This window comes from Allobosea sp. P4_E12 (assembly GCF_056401655.1).
Genome location: NZ_JBFUIY010000003.1, coordinates 324082 through 338257, shown reverse-complemented (window position 1 = coordinate 338257; position 14176 = coordinate 324082). Strand labels below are relative to the sequence as shown.

Annotated in this window: 10 protein-coding genes and 1 pseudogene; 5 read left to right on the top strand and 6 right to left on the bottom strand. The window is 59.2% G+C overall.

The window, feature by feature from the left end:
- The first annotated feature begins 40 nt into the window (after positions 1 to 40).
- Positions 41 to 670: a helix-turn-helix transcriptional regulator gene (locus AC1DW9_RS05410; protein ID WP_476776176.1), complete on the top strand. Its 630-nt coding sequence runs from the start codon at positions 41 to 43 to the stop codon at positions 668 to 670.
- A gap of 48 nt (positions 671 to 718) precedes the next feature.
- On the opposite strand, the gene AC1DW9_RS05405 is transcribed toward AC1DW9_RS05410, so the two are convergent.
- Positions 719 to 1156, bottom strand: coding sequence for an Lrp/AsnC family transcriptional regulator (locus AC1DW9_RS05405; RefSeq protein ID WP_441493453.1), 438 nt, complete (start codon positions 1154 to 1156; stop codon positions 719 to 721).
- Between the two features lie 129 nt (positions 1157 to 1285).
- Here AC1DW9_RS05405 and rocF point away from each other — a divergent pair, with 129 nt between their 5' ends.
- From rocF to AC1DW9_RS05390, 3 genes and pseudogenes are all read left to right on the top strand, one after another.
- The gene (rocF, locus tag AC1DW9_RS05400; RefSeq protein WP_476776232.1) at positions 1286 to 2206 is read left to right on the top strand and encodes an arginase; all 921 of its coding nucleotides are present in this window, start codon (positions 1286 to 1288) and stop codon (positions 2204 to 2206) included.
- Positions 2207 to 2211: 5 nt separating this feature from the next.
- Positions 2212 to 3264 (top strand): ornithine cyclodeaminase, encoded by a 1053-nt coding sequence (locus AC1DW9_RS05395; protein WP_476776175.1) that lies wholly within the window; start codon positions 2212 to 2214, stop codon positions 3262 to 3264.
- Positions 3265 to 3418: 154 nt separating this feature from the next.
- Positions 3419 to 3572: pseudogene (locus AC1DW9_RS05390) on the top strand (transposase); the annotation flags it as partial.
- Between the two features lie 1307 nt (positions 3573 to 4879).
- Here AC1DW9_RS05390 and AC1DW9_RS05385 read toward each other — a convergent pair.
- Complete coding sequence (locus tag AC1DW9_RS05385) at positions 4880 to 5815, bottom strand: LysR family transcriptional regulator (RefSeq protein ID WP_441493456.1); 936 nt, start codon at positions 5813 to 5815, stop codon at positions 4880 to 4882.
- Between the two features lie 96 nt (positions 5816 to 5911).
- Between AC1DW9_RS05385 and AC1DW9_RS05380 the strand changes: the two genes are divergently transcribed.
- Positions 5912 to 6730 (top strand): NAD(P)H-dependent oxidoreductase, encoded by an 819-nt coding sequence (locus AC1DW9_RS05380; RefSeq protein WP_476776174.1) that lies wholly within the window; start codon positions 5912 to 5914, stop codon positions 6728 to 6730.
- 716 nt (positions 6731 to 7446) lie between these two features.
- Here AC1DW9_RS05380 and AC1DW9_RS05375 read toward each other — a convergent pair.
- The 4 genes from AC1DW9_RS05375 to AC1DW9_RS05360 all read right to left on the bottom strand — a co-directional run bounded on the left by AC1DW9_RS05375 (position 7447) and on the right by AC1DW9_RS05360 (position 13999).
- Positions 7447 to 7812, bottom strand: coding sequence for a YkvA family protein (locus tag AC1DW9_RS05375; RefSeq protein ID WP_476776173.1), 366 nt, complete (start codon positions 7810 to 7812; stop codon positions 7447 to 7449).
- Positions 7813 to 8098: 286 nt separating this feature from the next.
- Positions 8099 to 9790 carry a hypothetical protein gene (locus AC1DW9_RS05370; RefSeq protein WP_476776172.1) on the bottom strand — a complete coding sequence of 564 codons (1692 nt, stop codon included), beginning with the start codon at positions 9788 to 9790 and terminating at the stop codon, positions 8099 to 8101.
- 236 nt (positions 9791 to 10026) lie between these two features.
- On the bottom strand, positions 10027 to 11757 hold the full coding sequence (locus AC1DW9_RS05365) for a retron Ec67 family RNA-directed DNA polymerase/endonuclease (protein WP_476776171.1): 1731 nt from the start codon (positions 11755 to 11757) through the stop codon (positions 10027 to 10029).
- A 682-nt stretch (positions 11758 to 12439) separates the two neighbouring features.
- Positions 12440 to 13999 (bottom strand): SIR2 family protein, encoded by a 1560-nt coding sequence (locus AC1DW9_RS05360; RefSeq protein ID WP_476776170.1) that lies wholly within the window; start codon positions 13997 to 13999, stop codon positions 12440 to 12442.
- Between the last annotated feature and the right edge of the window lie 177 nt (positions 14000 to 14176).

Genomic DNA, 14176 nt, shown 5'->3' with positions numbered 1-14176 from the left:
TTGGGGGCTGCCACAGACAATACGAGGCTGGGCTAAGCCGATGATCACAAGGAAGGCTGAAACCTTGAGCGTGGCAGCAATCGACCACCCGGAGGGCGGAACGCTGGCGCACAGGGGACACTGCGTTGTCCCCTTGAGTATGCTCGACCGCCTCGGCTGTGGTTATCTCGTCATTGAGGATCACTGGCATATCGTCGAGGCAAATCCCACGGCCCGACTGATCCTCGGCGGCGAGACGGGCTCAGTTCAAAGTCTCACGGAGTTGATGGGCGCGTTCAAGCGATTGATCGCGCGGGCGCCGAACCGACCGGCCCTTGGATCGATGAATTGGATCGTCATCGGGAACAAGGACGATGCGCCGTTCATATTAAACCAGGCTCAGCCCGCAGATGCTGTTACGCCCGGTATCAGCGTGGTGATGCTGGTCGATCTTGAGGCTCACCTGCAACCCAATCCTTTCATGCTTCAGCGCATGTTCGGACTCACCTTGGCCGAGACCCGTATTGCGCTTCAATTGGCGCGCGGCGATCAGCCCGCCGATGTCGCCCGAAGCTGCAACGTCAGCCGAACTACCATTCGCTCGCAACTGGCCTCGGTCTTCGCCAAGACCAGTACCCGGCGTCAGGCCGAGTTGGTGAAGTTGCTGGCTCTGCTGGCTCTCCTTCCCTGAGAAACCGTGAGGGATGGTGTTTTCGGCCCCAATCGAAAGCAGCACACACTAGAGCTTGGCTTTGACGCTGCGCGGCGTCGCCAGCAGCAAGTTTGTTTCGCTGGCAACGATACCCGAAACAAGGCGAATGCGGCGCAGGACCTTGTCGAACTCGATGAGGTCGGTGGTCCCAAGCTCGGCCACTAGATCCCATTTGCCGTTTGTCGTGTGCACTGCGGAGACCTCGGGGAATCCGCTCAACTCACGGACGACCGCGTCGGTGCCCTGTCCGCCCACCTCGATCAACATGATGCCGCGAACTGGCAGCTCGATCGCGTCCGCGCGCAAGATCACCGTAAATCCGACGATTTCACCGCTCTGAACAAGACGCTCCATCCGCGCGCGGACAGTCGCGCGCGTCGTGCCAAGCTCTCCGGCCAGGTCCGAGATGCTGCGGCGACCGTCGTGGCGCAGCGCGGTGATGAGCCTGTGATCGAACGCATCCATCGTAGGTGACCAATTCGAGCAAGTTAGGTGCTCAATCTGATAGAATGCCTCGCCATTAGATGCAATTTGCCTGCTTACACCTGCCGCGAAAAACGTCTCCAATCCGGAAATGCAACTGGAGAAGAACTGATGTTGTGCAGGGTGATGGGAGCCCCCGTCGAAGAGGGTACGGACCGCAACGGCTGCACCATGGGGCCTCGTGCCCTAAGAGAAGCCGGTTTGGCCAAGGCTCTCTCTGCACTCGGCCATGACGTGGAAGATTGGGGCGACATCGCGAGGCTGGATCTTGAGTCTCCGAAGCACCCGAATGCCGCGGTTCGCAACCTGTCTGCGGTTGCGAGCTGGACCAGGTCCATTGCGGATGCGGTTCACAGCGCAGCCGACGGCTGCTTCCCCATCTTTTTGGGCGGGGACCACAGCATCTCGATGGGAACGGTCAGTGGCCTTGCTCGCCGAGCCGCTGAAGCGGGGCGCCCGCTATTCGTGATGTGGATCGACGCCCACTCCGACTTTCACACGCTCGACACGACTGAAAGCGGCAACCTGCACGGTGTTCCCCTGGCTTATCTCTGCGGCTTGCCAGGGTTCGATGGATATCTTCCCGACCTGCCGGTTAGCATAAGCCCGAGCCGCGTCTGTGCATTCGGCCTGCGAAGCGTGGACGACGCGGAGCGGCTCGCTCTGACCGATGCGGGCGTTTTCGCCTGCGACATGAGCATGATTGACCGGCATGGCGTGGTCCCACCGCTCAATGAATTTCTAGAGCGCGTTCGGGCGGAGAAGGGCCTGCTCCACGTCAGCCTCGACGTGGATTTTCTCGATCCGAGCATCGCACCCGCGGTGGGAACTACAGTCCCGGGCGGTGCCACATTCCGTGAAGCTCATCTGGTCATGGAACTCCTTCACGAGAGCGGCCTGGTCACCAGCCTCGACGTGGTCGAACTCAATCCCAATCTCGACCAAAGCGGGCAGACTGCCCACTTGATGGTCGATCTCGTCGCCAGCCTATGCGGCCGCCGCATTCTGAGCCGTTCGACTAAAGCCGCGTGAAAGCCATGACAGCAAAACTCAACATCGTTCCTTTCGTCAGCGTCGATCGAATGATGACTCTGGTCCATCGGATCGGCGTCGAACGCTTCCTCACCGAACTCGCGACCTACATTGAGGAGGACTTTCGACGGTGGGAGACTTTTGACAAGACGCCGCGGATCGCTTCGCACAGTCTCGATGGCGTCATCGAGTTGATGCCGACGAGCGATGGCCTCCACTACGGCTTTAAGTACGTCAACGGCCACCCGAAAAATACCCGTGATGGATTGCAGACGGTCACCGCGTTCGGGCTGCTCTCGGATGTATCGACGGGTTACCCGATCCTGCTCAGCGAGATGACCATCCTGACGGCGTTGCGTACGGCGGCTATGTCCGCTGTGGCGGCTAAATATTTGGCTCCGCAAAACGCGACCTGCATGGCAATGATTGGGAATGGCGCTCAGTCGGAATTCCAGGCCTTAGCCTTCAAGGCATTGCTCGGTATCCGCAACATTCGGCTGTACGACACTGATGAGGCTGCTACGCGCAAATGCGCCGCCAACCTCTCGAAACATGGCTTCTCGATAACGGCCTGTCGGAGCGCAATGGAAGCGGTTGAGGGCGCGCAAATCATTACGACCGTAACCGCGGACAAACAGCTCGCCACGGTCCTTTCGGACAATATGGTTGGGGCAGGGGTCCACATAAACGCCGTTGGCGGCGACTGCCCGGGCAAGACAGAAGTCCAGCGTGAGGTGCTGCTGCGTTCGGATGTTTTCGTGGAGTATCCCCCACAAACTCGGATCGAAGGTGACATCCAGCAACTGCCCCCTAACCATCCAGTCGAAGAGCTCTGGCGCGTTATCGCAGGTACTGCTCCCGGAAGGCGGGGCGATCGCCAGATCACCCTGTTCGACTCGGTTGGCTTCGCCATCGAGGACTTCTCGGCGCTTCGCTACGTGCATGGTTGCATCCGCGAGACTGGCATCTTCGACGAGTTGGATCTGATCGCCGATCCGGATGATCCGCGTGACCTCTTCGGCATGCTTATGCGCGCCGCGGTCGCAGCCGCCGCCTAGCGGATGGCGAACGCTATCATTGTGGAGTTGAACGACGGATACCGTAGACTTCTCAAAATGTGAAAGATCGAGTCCCTCTTCAGGTCAGGAGACAAGCCTTTCAGGCTTTGTTGAATGAGGTGTGGCGTGGGCTGCTGGAGCCAACGCCGATCTTCTGCACGAGGTGATCGGCTTTTCCGCCTGCGTCAGGTGGAACTTGGGGTCGGCGGCCGTCGCAGCGAAACGGCTATCGCGAACGCGACTGGGAGACGCGAGCCGACACGGCCGAGTTGCGCATCCCCAAACTGCGCAAGGGCTCCTACCTTCCAGGTAGGCCTACATCCAGGGCATCTCGACCCGCTCGGTGCCTTCGTTTTGCGTCAGCCACATCGGCTGCCGCGATGCCGATCCCGCTCAGGAACTGTCCGAGCTCGTAGCTGGTCGGAAGCGCTTTTACGTGGGCGGCATCCGAGCGAGCCAGTGCTTCTCCGAAAACGCGGTCTGTAATGATAGAGGCAGCCTCTCCCTTCAGGAGCCCGCCGGTGAACAGCCCCAGTGCGCACACCAGTCGGAGTTCGCCAGCTCGAAGTGCGCCGAGTCGACGAAGGTTACGGTTGTTGTCATTGCCCACGCACTCGCGCGCTAGCCGAAGGAAGTTCGCGGCGACGCGATCGTAAATTGGGCGCTCGCAAGGCCTCGGCATGGCCACGCGCCTCCACTCCCCGATCAACTCCAGGATCACCGATGCGTAGCAGTCCAGGCCGGCGGTAAACCGGTGCTGTGAAGCGGTCCGTTCGGAGGACAAATAGCGGCTTTCACCCAATACGAGCTCCATCCCCTGTTCGCCTCTCCTTCATCGTTCGCTGGAAGTACGCCGACGACAAGCGGTTCGTCGTGGAAACGTTCAGGCGCACGCGTTGTAACGATTAGCCGGGACCGCACGGCAAGGCCGCGCGGCCGCTCTACGGTGTCCCTACCCGCGGACGAACGCATGCAGTCCTCCAATGGGAGCCAAACGGGACCGGGAGCTGAAGACGCCTTCACTGTCGGCACGCTCACACCAAACTCGGCGAGTTCATGTGGCTAATCGCTGACTGTCCACCCGCACGAATCGCAGGTTCGATACACTCCACGGCGCGCCACCGTAAAATTCCAGCAGTCTCCGCAGGAGACACCCACATATTCCGGAGCGTCGACGAAGGTGAAAATGTCGTGGTCGAATTGTTGAACGCTGCCTCGACCGAGATTGGAGCTCCAATGTCCGCGGCCTTGTGGAGCAGTGGCGTATCCTCGACCACCGCGTTGTCCGTCACCAGCCGCTTGCAGGGAGTGTGACAATTGTCGTGGGGCCGGAAGTCGGAGACCGCCAATCAGCGGACCGGCGGGCGCTCCTCGTGGAGCTTGAACCTGTCCAGTCTCATCACACCGCGCATCGGCACCGCGTTCGGGCGGCCAAGGCGACCACGTCGTCGTTCGAGAGAGGCAACTCGCCGAATTTCTTGCGGCCGCCGCGGATGGCCTGCTTGTCCAAAAAAGCACCCAGGATTCGAAACTGGGTGCTTTTTTGGACAAGTCCTCGATCGAACCCCGGTAAATCAGAGGCCCTGGCGGCTAGATTTCCCAACGTTCTGATCGGTCATGACCATGTCGCCACAGTTGTCTTCATGCCTGGCAGGCGCGTCGCCTCGCCAGCAACGAACTCAATCAGCAGACGGATCCGCGAGACGTCGGAGCGTTCGGGAACAATCAGCATGTTGAAGGGAACAGGCGACAGATCATAGTCGGGAAGGAGAACCTCGAGCTGACCGCTCTCGATCAGGTCGTTGACTAGCCAGCGATGAGCCGGGCCGATGCCTTGCCCGTTCAAGAAGGCTTCCCGCGCTGCAAGGCCATGATCCACACGCAGGCGGCCATCGACAGCAACAGAGTGGTGCCGGCCGTCCAGGCGCCGGAGGGCGATTACCTCGCTTCCCGCAATGTTCGACATGCGGATGACATTGTGCGTTGCGAGGTCTTCCGGAACCGCAGGTCGCCCGTGGGCCGCAAGATAACTTGGCGCGGCAACCAAGAGGCGGCTGCTGCTGCCCAGATGCCGGAGCTTCATCGAACTGTCAGCCAAGGGACCAAGGCGCAGAGCGATGTCGACCCCTTCCTTGACCAGATCGATCCGCTCATCAGTAAGGCTTAGGTCGACGCGAATCTGTGGGTAGCGCTCCTGAAATGAAAAGATCAGGCGCGTGATGTGAAGGACACCAAGCGCGGCGGTGCATGATACGCGAATGGTCCCCGCCGGTGTTCTGCGCAGTTCGCGGATTTCCTCAGTGGCCTGCTCAACCATGCGAAGAATCTGCATGCAGTGGGCGTAGTAGCGGCTGCCTTCATCTGTCAGTGCAACGCGACGAGTGGTCCGGTTGAGTAGCGGCGCACCTACGGCTCCTTCCAGTTCCTGCAAATGCCGTGTGACGGTCGATTGGCCCGTTCCCATCTCGCGGGCTACTGCCGACAGACTTCCTCTCTCCGCAATACGGATGAAAGTGCGCATCCGTTCGAGCGTGATATCTGTTCTATCCATTTTCTGGCAATATCATATCCATTACCCACACATACCGGATCACTCCTGGGACATCTACTCTTCCGATTGTTCTCAAATCCAATCGGATGGAAGCCCATGAAAATTCTTCTCGTTTTCGCACATCCTGAACCTCAATCTCTCGCTGCGTCGCTGCGCGATGTGGCAATTCGCGAGCTCGAAGCAGCCGGTCATGAGGTAAAGGTTTCTGACCTCTATGCGATGCGCTGGAGATCAGAAGTTGACCGCTCTGACTTCCCGTTGCTTGCCGCGAACGATCGATTGCGCGTTGCCCAGGCCTCCGGTGAAGCCTTCGAGGCTCAATCCCTCACAGAGGATGTCAAAGCCGAGCAGGAGAAACTCCTCTGGGCTGACACGTTGATCCTCCAGTTTCCGTTGTGGTGGTATTCGATGCCGGCGATCCTCAAGGGCTGGGTCGATCGCGTCTATGCCTATGGTTTCGCCTATGGCGTCGGGGAACACAGCGACAAGCATTGGGGGGATCGTTTCGGGGAAGGAACATTTGCAGGCAAACGCGCGATGTTGATCGTCACCACGGGCGGATGGGAGGAACACTATTCCCCGCGTGGGATCAACGGACCCATCGACGATCTATTGTTCCCAATCAATCACGGTATTCTCTACTATCCTGGCTACGATGTCCTTCCTTCCTTTGTCACCTACCGGGTGGACAAGCTTGACGCACGGGGGTTCGAGGAGATCAGCTTTGCCCTGCGCGAGAGAATGCGGTCCTTGGAGACGGTCGAGCCAATTCCGTATCGGTCTCAAAATGCGGGGGACTATTTCATCCCGAGCTTGCATCTCCGTCCTGAACTGGAGGACCCGAATACGTCGGGATTTGGCCTTCATCTCCGCTCGGAGCCGAGAGAGGCTGCCGTTGAAAGGCGACGTGCTTAATTCTTACAATGGGTGTGATGGGCCGCGTAGCAATGGCGGCCCATCATGTGGCCTGATAACGTTGCCCCCCGTGTTTATTCAATCTCGGCATCGGCGCGCAGGCCCACTTGCCATCCGGTTCATACCTTCCCGGCAGACCGCCTGACGGGGCGAGACTGGCCCTTGCAGGGCAGTCAAGGGTCCCCCCGGCGCCTGGTGTTGTTGCCTCCAGATTTTCTACGAGCGCCGGCGGTCGAGGCCTGACCGACCGCACCCTCCAGGTCCCGGCAGGCGGACGCCTTCGCTTTCGGCTTCCAAGAGGGCAGGCGGGATGAAATGATCGCGTATCCAGCGGTCGAGGTAGGGGAATAGCCATCGGCGACCGTCGGCGCGAATCGGTCGCTGCTTCGGCTCCTTAAACACGTCGAGGCGGGTCTGCTGCGCTAAGGCGGCGAGCGCCAGTATGGTTGATACGGATTCCGTATATCCAGTCTAGTGGATATATAGATGGAGCGGCAAGCAGAGAATCCGATGTACTCGCAGGGCGCAGCCGAAAGGCTGAGGGGACATTCCGGCATTAGGTAGCAAAGGCCACTGAGGGTACCGTAAGTGCCTGAGACCGAGAGGTTTAGGGCTGCTCGACCCAAGAGTTTCGATGACGCGTGGACGCCCCCGGTAGGTTCCCGTGGATCATCAGCCCCTCCATTTGCAGACCTACGAAGGTTGCAACAGGGTGGTTAGGGGAAATGCCGTGCAGCCCAAAGGCCAACTGCCGCTAGGCCCAACACCCAGACGAAAACAATGACCGCAGCCGCTACGACGCTGCGCGGACGATGCGCGCGCTCGTCCGCCTGCTTCCGGAAGTCGGCCATGATTGCCGAAGGGATCATGTGGACGGCCAGTGCAATTCCAGCCGGTACGATCAGCAAGTCGTCCAGATAGCCGAGTATCGGAATGAAGTCAGGAACCAGGTCGATCGGGCTCAGGGCGTAGGCCGCCACTGCTGCCGCAACCGCCTTCGCAAGCCACGGTGTTCGCGGATCGCGGGCAGCAATCCATGGCGCGACGACATCACGCTTTAGTCGGCGTGCCCAGTGCTTCATTCGTTCCAACATCCGGGCTCTGCACTCGCACGGGGCCGAAGAGTCAGCAATGGGTCCGATTCCGGAAGTGCTGCGGCTCGCCACCAACGTCTGAGAAGGGTGGATTGCAGTCCTTGGTCGCCAACACCGAACTTGCCCGGATCGCGCCAATGCAGACATCGGGTGCCTGCCGGCAAGCGGACTCAAGCAAGTCTCTCGGCAGCTTTCGCTTCAAGACCCCGCGTGGCTCTGACGCGCCCCTCCAATAAAAATCGGCGTTGAAACCCGATTTAGCTCTTGGATTTGGTTATCGGGACAGCAAATCGGAGGGCTCGCCTTTAGCCTTATCCGTGATCAGCAGGGGCTGGGAGGAGGCCTCGGTTGCTGCCAGAGCTTGGATCCTGCTGGCCTCGAATTCGTCGAGGTGCAGCACCGCACGGCGAATGGCCCGTAAGTCGTCCTCCGGTACCGCGAAGCTGTCCTCGATCACGTCCACGTTCTCGGTGAGGAAGCCGGTAGGCGCCTTCGAGGTATTGATCAAGTCGACGTAACAGCCGTAATCCAGCTTCCAGACCTTGTACCGGACGCCCGGCTCCTCCTTCGTCGAATAGGACCGACGCGCAATGTGCATAATCCGCTCGTCAAATAGACGGTCGAGGATCTCGTTTTTTGTATCACTCCGGACGAGAAACGCTTTCGCTTTCCGCTCTCCAATTACTGAGTGGATGATCCAGAGGAGTAGGGCTTCGGCCTCGGGATTCGTGTTGACGTAGCTCGCCTTGTCCCGGTCGTACCAGTCCTTAGCCGAGTCGCGGATGTGCGGGATCGAGATCTTTGCGTTCTGTGCCTTAGAGGCCGCGATTTGCAGGATGTTGATCAAGTCTCTGGGAACGCCTTCGCAGGCCCGGACAACCTCGCGAAACGTGGAATCCTGAGTGAACGCGAGGATGACCAGCTCCTCTGCGCTTCGAATTTTCGAAAACGACTTAGCGCCCATGAGCTGGAAATGCCGATACATCAAGTCACGAAAGAACTTGACCGATCTCTGCGGATCGTTCTCGAAGACCAGATGGTCGTCCAAGTTGACGTCCGCAAAGGCGTCCGATCCAAGCTCGATACCGATAGATCCGGCACCGGCGCCGAGCCGGAAATTGGCGCGCTGCTCAATCGCCGCAATGTGCACTGTGTAGGACCGGTGTGTGAAGAGCGTCCTCTTGATGAAGTCCGCCAGGTAGGGCTGAAGCGTCTCTGGGATGACGCTCCACTCGTCGATCAAAATCCAGATCCGGCAGCCCGCCCGCTCCACGATATCGGCTAACGTTCGATGCAAGCTTCCAACGTTCACGGAAAGGCGCGTATGGCCTTTTTCGACCACCTCTGTCGAATGGTCTCCCGAGACCTTCCGCGAGCCCGAAATCTTGCTTGAGCCTTCGCCCCCGAGCGAAGACGCCTTTAGGGCGACCTCGCCGGCAAACACCGTCTCACTTCCGTCTTTGTCACCGCTTTTCCGCTCGACGGTGTCGCGAACGACGACCTCCTTGATTGCGCCGCCAAGCTTATCGATGAAAGGCGAAATCCTGCGCACGTCCACGACGCTGCCCGGCGCCGTGGCGGCGTCCAGCAGGCTGTCGTGGATGGCAGTAATGAGGTCACGGAGCAGAAGCGTGGCCCGGTACGCGATTGGCTGGCTCTCGTCTGCGTAAAGATAGCTGTTGGACCCTATCGTCCTCAGGTCGATCATGATCGGCAGGTTGCCGCCCTTCCGCGCAGCCTCCGCAACGTGGGCGAGGACGTGAGTCTTACCCGTGCCGCGTCGACCGAAGATTACCCGGTTGTCAGCATTGAGCAGCGTGTTCTCGATTCCGCCTAGTGAAACAAAGGTTTGCGCCTGCTGCTGCGGGTCCAATCTCTCGGCGCGCCGCGTGATCTGCTGAAACACTGCATTGATGCTCGGCGGAGGCTCCTCTTCACCAAGGCCCAGAAAGTTCAAGATGCTCATGCCCCAACCCATTAATTTCGTCCGCCAGCATACTACCAGGGCGGGAGCACCGGGGCGCATCCAACCAGGAAGACAGCCCTAGTTCTTTCAGCCGAGGTCTGAAAGTCAAATAGGCGCTGTCCGGAAGCCGACATTCCAAACCACAGAGCAGATTGGCGACTTCGATCGCCGAAAATGAGGGCTGGTGAGAAGCCGGGCGCCAAAAGGCGCCCTTTGCCGTAGCTGGCGATGGAGCTTCAGGCCGCGGAGCTTTCCAACGCCGGCGCGGCCGAGGCCATTCTCGAATAGTCGTCCATGACGTCCAGGATTGCCTGCAACAGCCCCTCAAAGCGCTCGAAATTGATGCTTTCGACCTTCGGAGCGACGATCTCCGTTGCGAACGTGTACTTCGAATAGAAGGTCTCGCCGTCCTCCTCCTTATTGCTGCGATCGAACGTTTTCTCGCCGATTTTCCTCGCCAGCAGGTCGTCCTGGAACAAGTCCTCGATCTCGGAATATACCCCGGCTGTATGCGGGATCGGCACGACGTACAGATTTCGACCGAGATAGAACCACTTCTCCGAGCCAAGCAGCTTGTATTTGGTCTTTTTCCTGCATGCCTCGAACAGTTTGTCGGCAGCCTTGTCGGCATCCGACACAATAATCACGGGGTGCTTGGGATCCGCTCTGAACCCATTCGTTCGATCATCGTATTGATAGGCCAGGTTTTTCAGCTGCCCGCTGCCACCCGACAGATCCTGAACGGATTTGCTCAGCTTACCGTACTTGAAGAAGTTCACCATGAACCTCTCGTTGTCCCCACTCCCCTCGATAAAATCAGGGAACTTCGCTCGCAATCCCTTCATTGCGCTGCGAATGTAGATGTTGTCCGTCTTGCCTTCGCAGACGATCAAGGGCTTCGACAAAGCCCAGAATGACGCGTAGTTCAGGAACCGGGCATACAGACGCTCATAGGCCGGCCGCCTTTCACCGTTGCCACCTCCGGAATCTGCCGGCTCGGAGAGGCGCCTGATACTGTAGATGTGAGCCAGGCGCCCGCGGACCCTGTGTTCGTTCATGGCGACGGTGCCGCTTCCGTCCTCCCGGAACGCCTCCTTACCCCAGAACAAGCGATCGCACATGGCGCGCGTTTCTTTATAGAAATCGACCGGTACGTTGACCTTCTTGTTCACCACCAGCCCCGTCGCGTCCTGACGCGACCGGCGATACTGCATCCGGGTCTTGCCGGGATTGATCTGAAACCCGGCCTTGGCAATCCGCTGAACGAGCTCATCGCTCGCTTCCCACTTGCCAGCCTCACCGCTCGAAACGGCAATTCGGCTCGGAAATTCTCGCTCATTCGTCGAGAAGGTGATGTCGTCGGCGTAGCGCGTGTAAGTGCAGCGGCATTCTCGCGCCAGCCGGTTGAGCCGGATGTCCAGAATGTTCGCGATGAGGTTCGATATCGGGGGCGAACAGGGGCTGCCCTGAGGCAGGACGTTATTGTGGCACGCGATCTGCGCCACGACGGTGCTCGCTTCCGGCGTCAGGGCAAAGTTCTTGTTCCCAATGAAGAACCCTCGCACCCGACCGAAATTGATCGAGGGGAAGAAGTCCTTCAAGTCGAGATTGAAAACGAACCGCTTGTTCCGATGCTTCGTGGCGTTGGTAACGATCGACAGGCCGGTCTTGAAGCCGTGAGAAATCACCGCGCCTCGTTTGCGATGGTCCGCCTCCTGCTCGAACTCAATCCGGAGCAGTACGTCGGCCAGGCGTCGCTGGATGTCCTTGAGACCGTCATCAGGAGCGCTGATTTCCCGAAAGCCGCCGCGTTTCTTGGGTATCGAGAAGGTCTCATACTTCTCGTCCGGTCGAAGCACATACAAAATATACGACAGATGGGGCGGCTTCAGCCCCAGTACGCGGGCAACCCCCGCAAGATCCTTTGCCTCTTTCAGGCGCAGCAATTCCAGTGAAACGATAGGCATGGTACGACTTGCGGATACTCCTACGCTGTTTGGCGTTATTGGGGATTTCCTTAGTGGGGTCATATCATCTCTTGAGGAGCTGATAATCCCGCAATGGCTTCAACTATGACGAACACATCATAGCAAAATCTATCCGCAAGTCGTTGCCACCACTAAGCAGCTTTCAACCTGAGTCGCAACCTCAACCATGGGTAGAGGTCCCAGTAGCACTGGCCTCGACCGATAGTATCGCCGGACGCTGGATCGACTGGATCTCAACGTTGCCGATGCAGAATGCCGGAGTGCCGCTTCGACATACGAAACGGGCCGTACTCGATGAGATCCTCAGGTGGGGGCGTAAGCCCGGCCGGACGTTTAGAATGGGCAGGGTCGAATGCTCTGGCTGGAGCCGCAAGATGCATCAAACGTTGCATCCCGCAATGGAGGACACCACGAGCCTTGAGCCTGAGACCAAAGAGGCGACGATAGAAGAATGATCCTATCGCCTAACGCTTTCGCCGAAGCCGAGCCGTTTCGGCTGCGGCAAGCTGCCTGCCCGGAAGCGGACGCGCTCAATGTCCGCCTTGGGTCACACCTCGACCATCGGACAGTGCACCGCGAATGTTGCAAGCGATCTCTTCGAAGCGAACGATCTCAGTTCATCGCGTGTTACGAATGGGACCATTCCGGTTCCTCAAGAGTTTCAGTTGCAGCGCCCCAGCCGTTTCAACACGGCAGTCACCACTGAAAGAAGTTGCGCCGGAGTGGCGCTTGGGTCCGCGAGTGCTTGAATCTCCTCATCGGTCGGTCGGCGTGGCGCAGAACCAGTTGCGGGAAGTGCCGAGCCCCGTATCGTCTCAGCGATCTGCGCGGCCGCGCCGCCTGTCGCGCCAATTGGAAGCAAAAAGGCGCCTGCTACTTTGGCAAGCTCGTATTCTTCGAGAACACCATCTGCCACAGTGACTTTCCCATCACGCATCTTCGCGCCGCCTAGGAAAATGACGATGCCAGCTTGCCTGGCTAGTTCGGCGCGGAGAGCGGACCACCGTACGTGATCAGTGCCTCCGCTGACAGGTTGCGGAAATGCGCGAACAATGAGCCGCCGATCGATGTCCCATCCACCTCCGTCGCGAAGAGCGTCCAGAAAGCCTGCGATGGAGGCCGGTCCGACTAACAGCCCCGAGCCTGTTACCAAGTCGCGGCCGGTGGTGGCGATCAGGTGCCCGACGCGTTCTGCCAGGTGATAAATATCAGTAGGAACGGCGCTGCCCTCGAGCGGCCAACTCCCGCTGATCCAGACCCGAAGGGCCGCGACTCTGCGTTCGATCTCGCGAAGCAGGCCAGGCACTTCTTCATAATCGTCGATCTCGACAGCAATCAGACCGTATCGGCTCAGATCTTTGGCCCAGAGCCGATGCTGGGCTGCCCGGGCGTCGTATTTCTCCGGAGTATCGAAGTCGCTGCGCTTGGGAGGCCGAACGATCGCAAAGTGCTCAGGCAGCGCCTCCGTAAAGCTCTCCCGGATCAGCGAGAGCACGTGCCGGACGTTCGGATCCGTCAGGCTGAGTCCGACGAACAGCATGGACATGCTGCTGAGATGTGCCTGCAAAAGAGGAAGGAACGCGCCTCGTTTGGAGCGGTACAGCTCATAGTCGTCGGTCGATATGACGATCTCGTCCAGGCGATCGACCGAGCCGTGCATCTTGTAGAGGCGAGCCGCGCCTGGAGTTGCCTTCAGGCTCAGATCGTTCGCGCCCGACACTGTATCAAGCGGGCGATTTATCGCGGCAAAAGCTCGTTCGCTCAAGCGATCGTAGTTGGTTGTCCAGATGTGTCGAACTGGCAGGCGGGCCAGAATCTCGGCCGTTTCTGGCACCGGAAGATCCTTTCCGATCTCTAGCTTGATCACGTTTCTTACGCGCGTGGCTCCTCCGCTTTCGCTGATGTGCCATTGGGCGAGGGCGGCCAAGTCGTGGACGTCACTCGACCTAATGCCGAGCTCTTCGCCAATCTCTCGCAACAGCGAAGCCCAGGATGGATACCCAGCAGCCATGGATACGCCGGCGCCGACGAACACGGCGCCCACTCCTTGGTGCAGGGATGCCGGGTATCCGGTCAGGTCGATTCCATGCTGCTCCTGTCCGGAGATTCCGAGCATGGTCACCTCGCTTCCGAGCGCCTCGGTCCATAGAACCTCGGACGCCCGCTCGAAGGCTTGCCAGTCTTGTGGTTCGGCGATCCTGGAAGAGGAGAGAGCGCTCATTCGGGGCGAAGGTTTCCTACTCGCAGGGAAATGATCCCGGTTTGTTCCTTGCGCGACATCCGCACGCTCGGGGGGAGCGTGCGGTCTAGGGTCCCGCTGCATCAGCGGCGGAAGCACAACTTATTCGTGTGCTTACTTCTCACAGGCGGAGCAGCCATCGCTCGAACAAAACTTTGG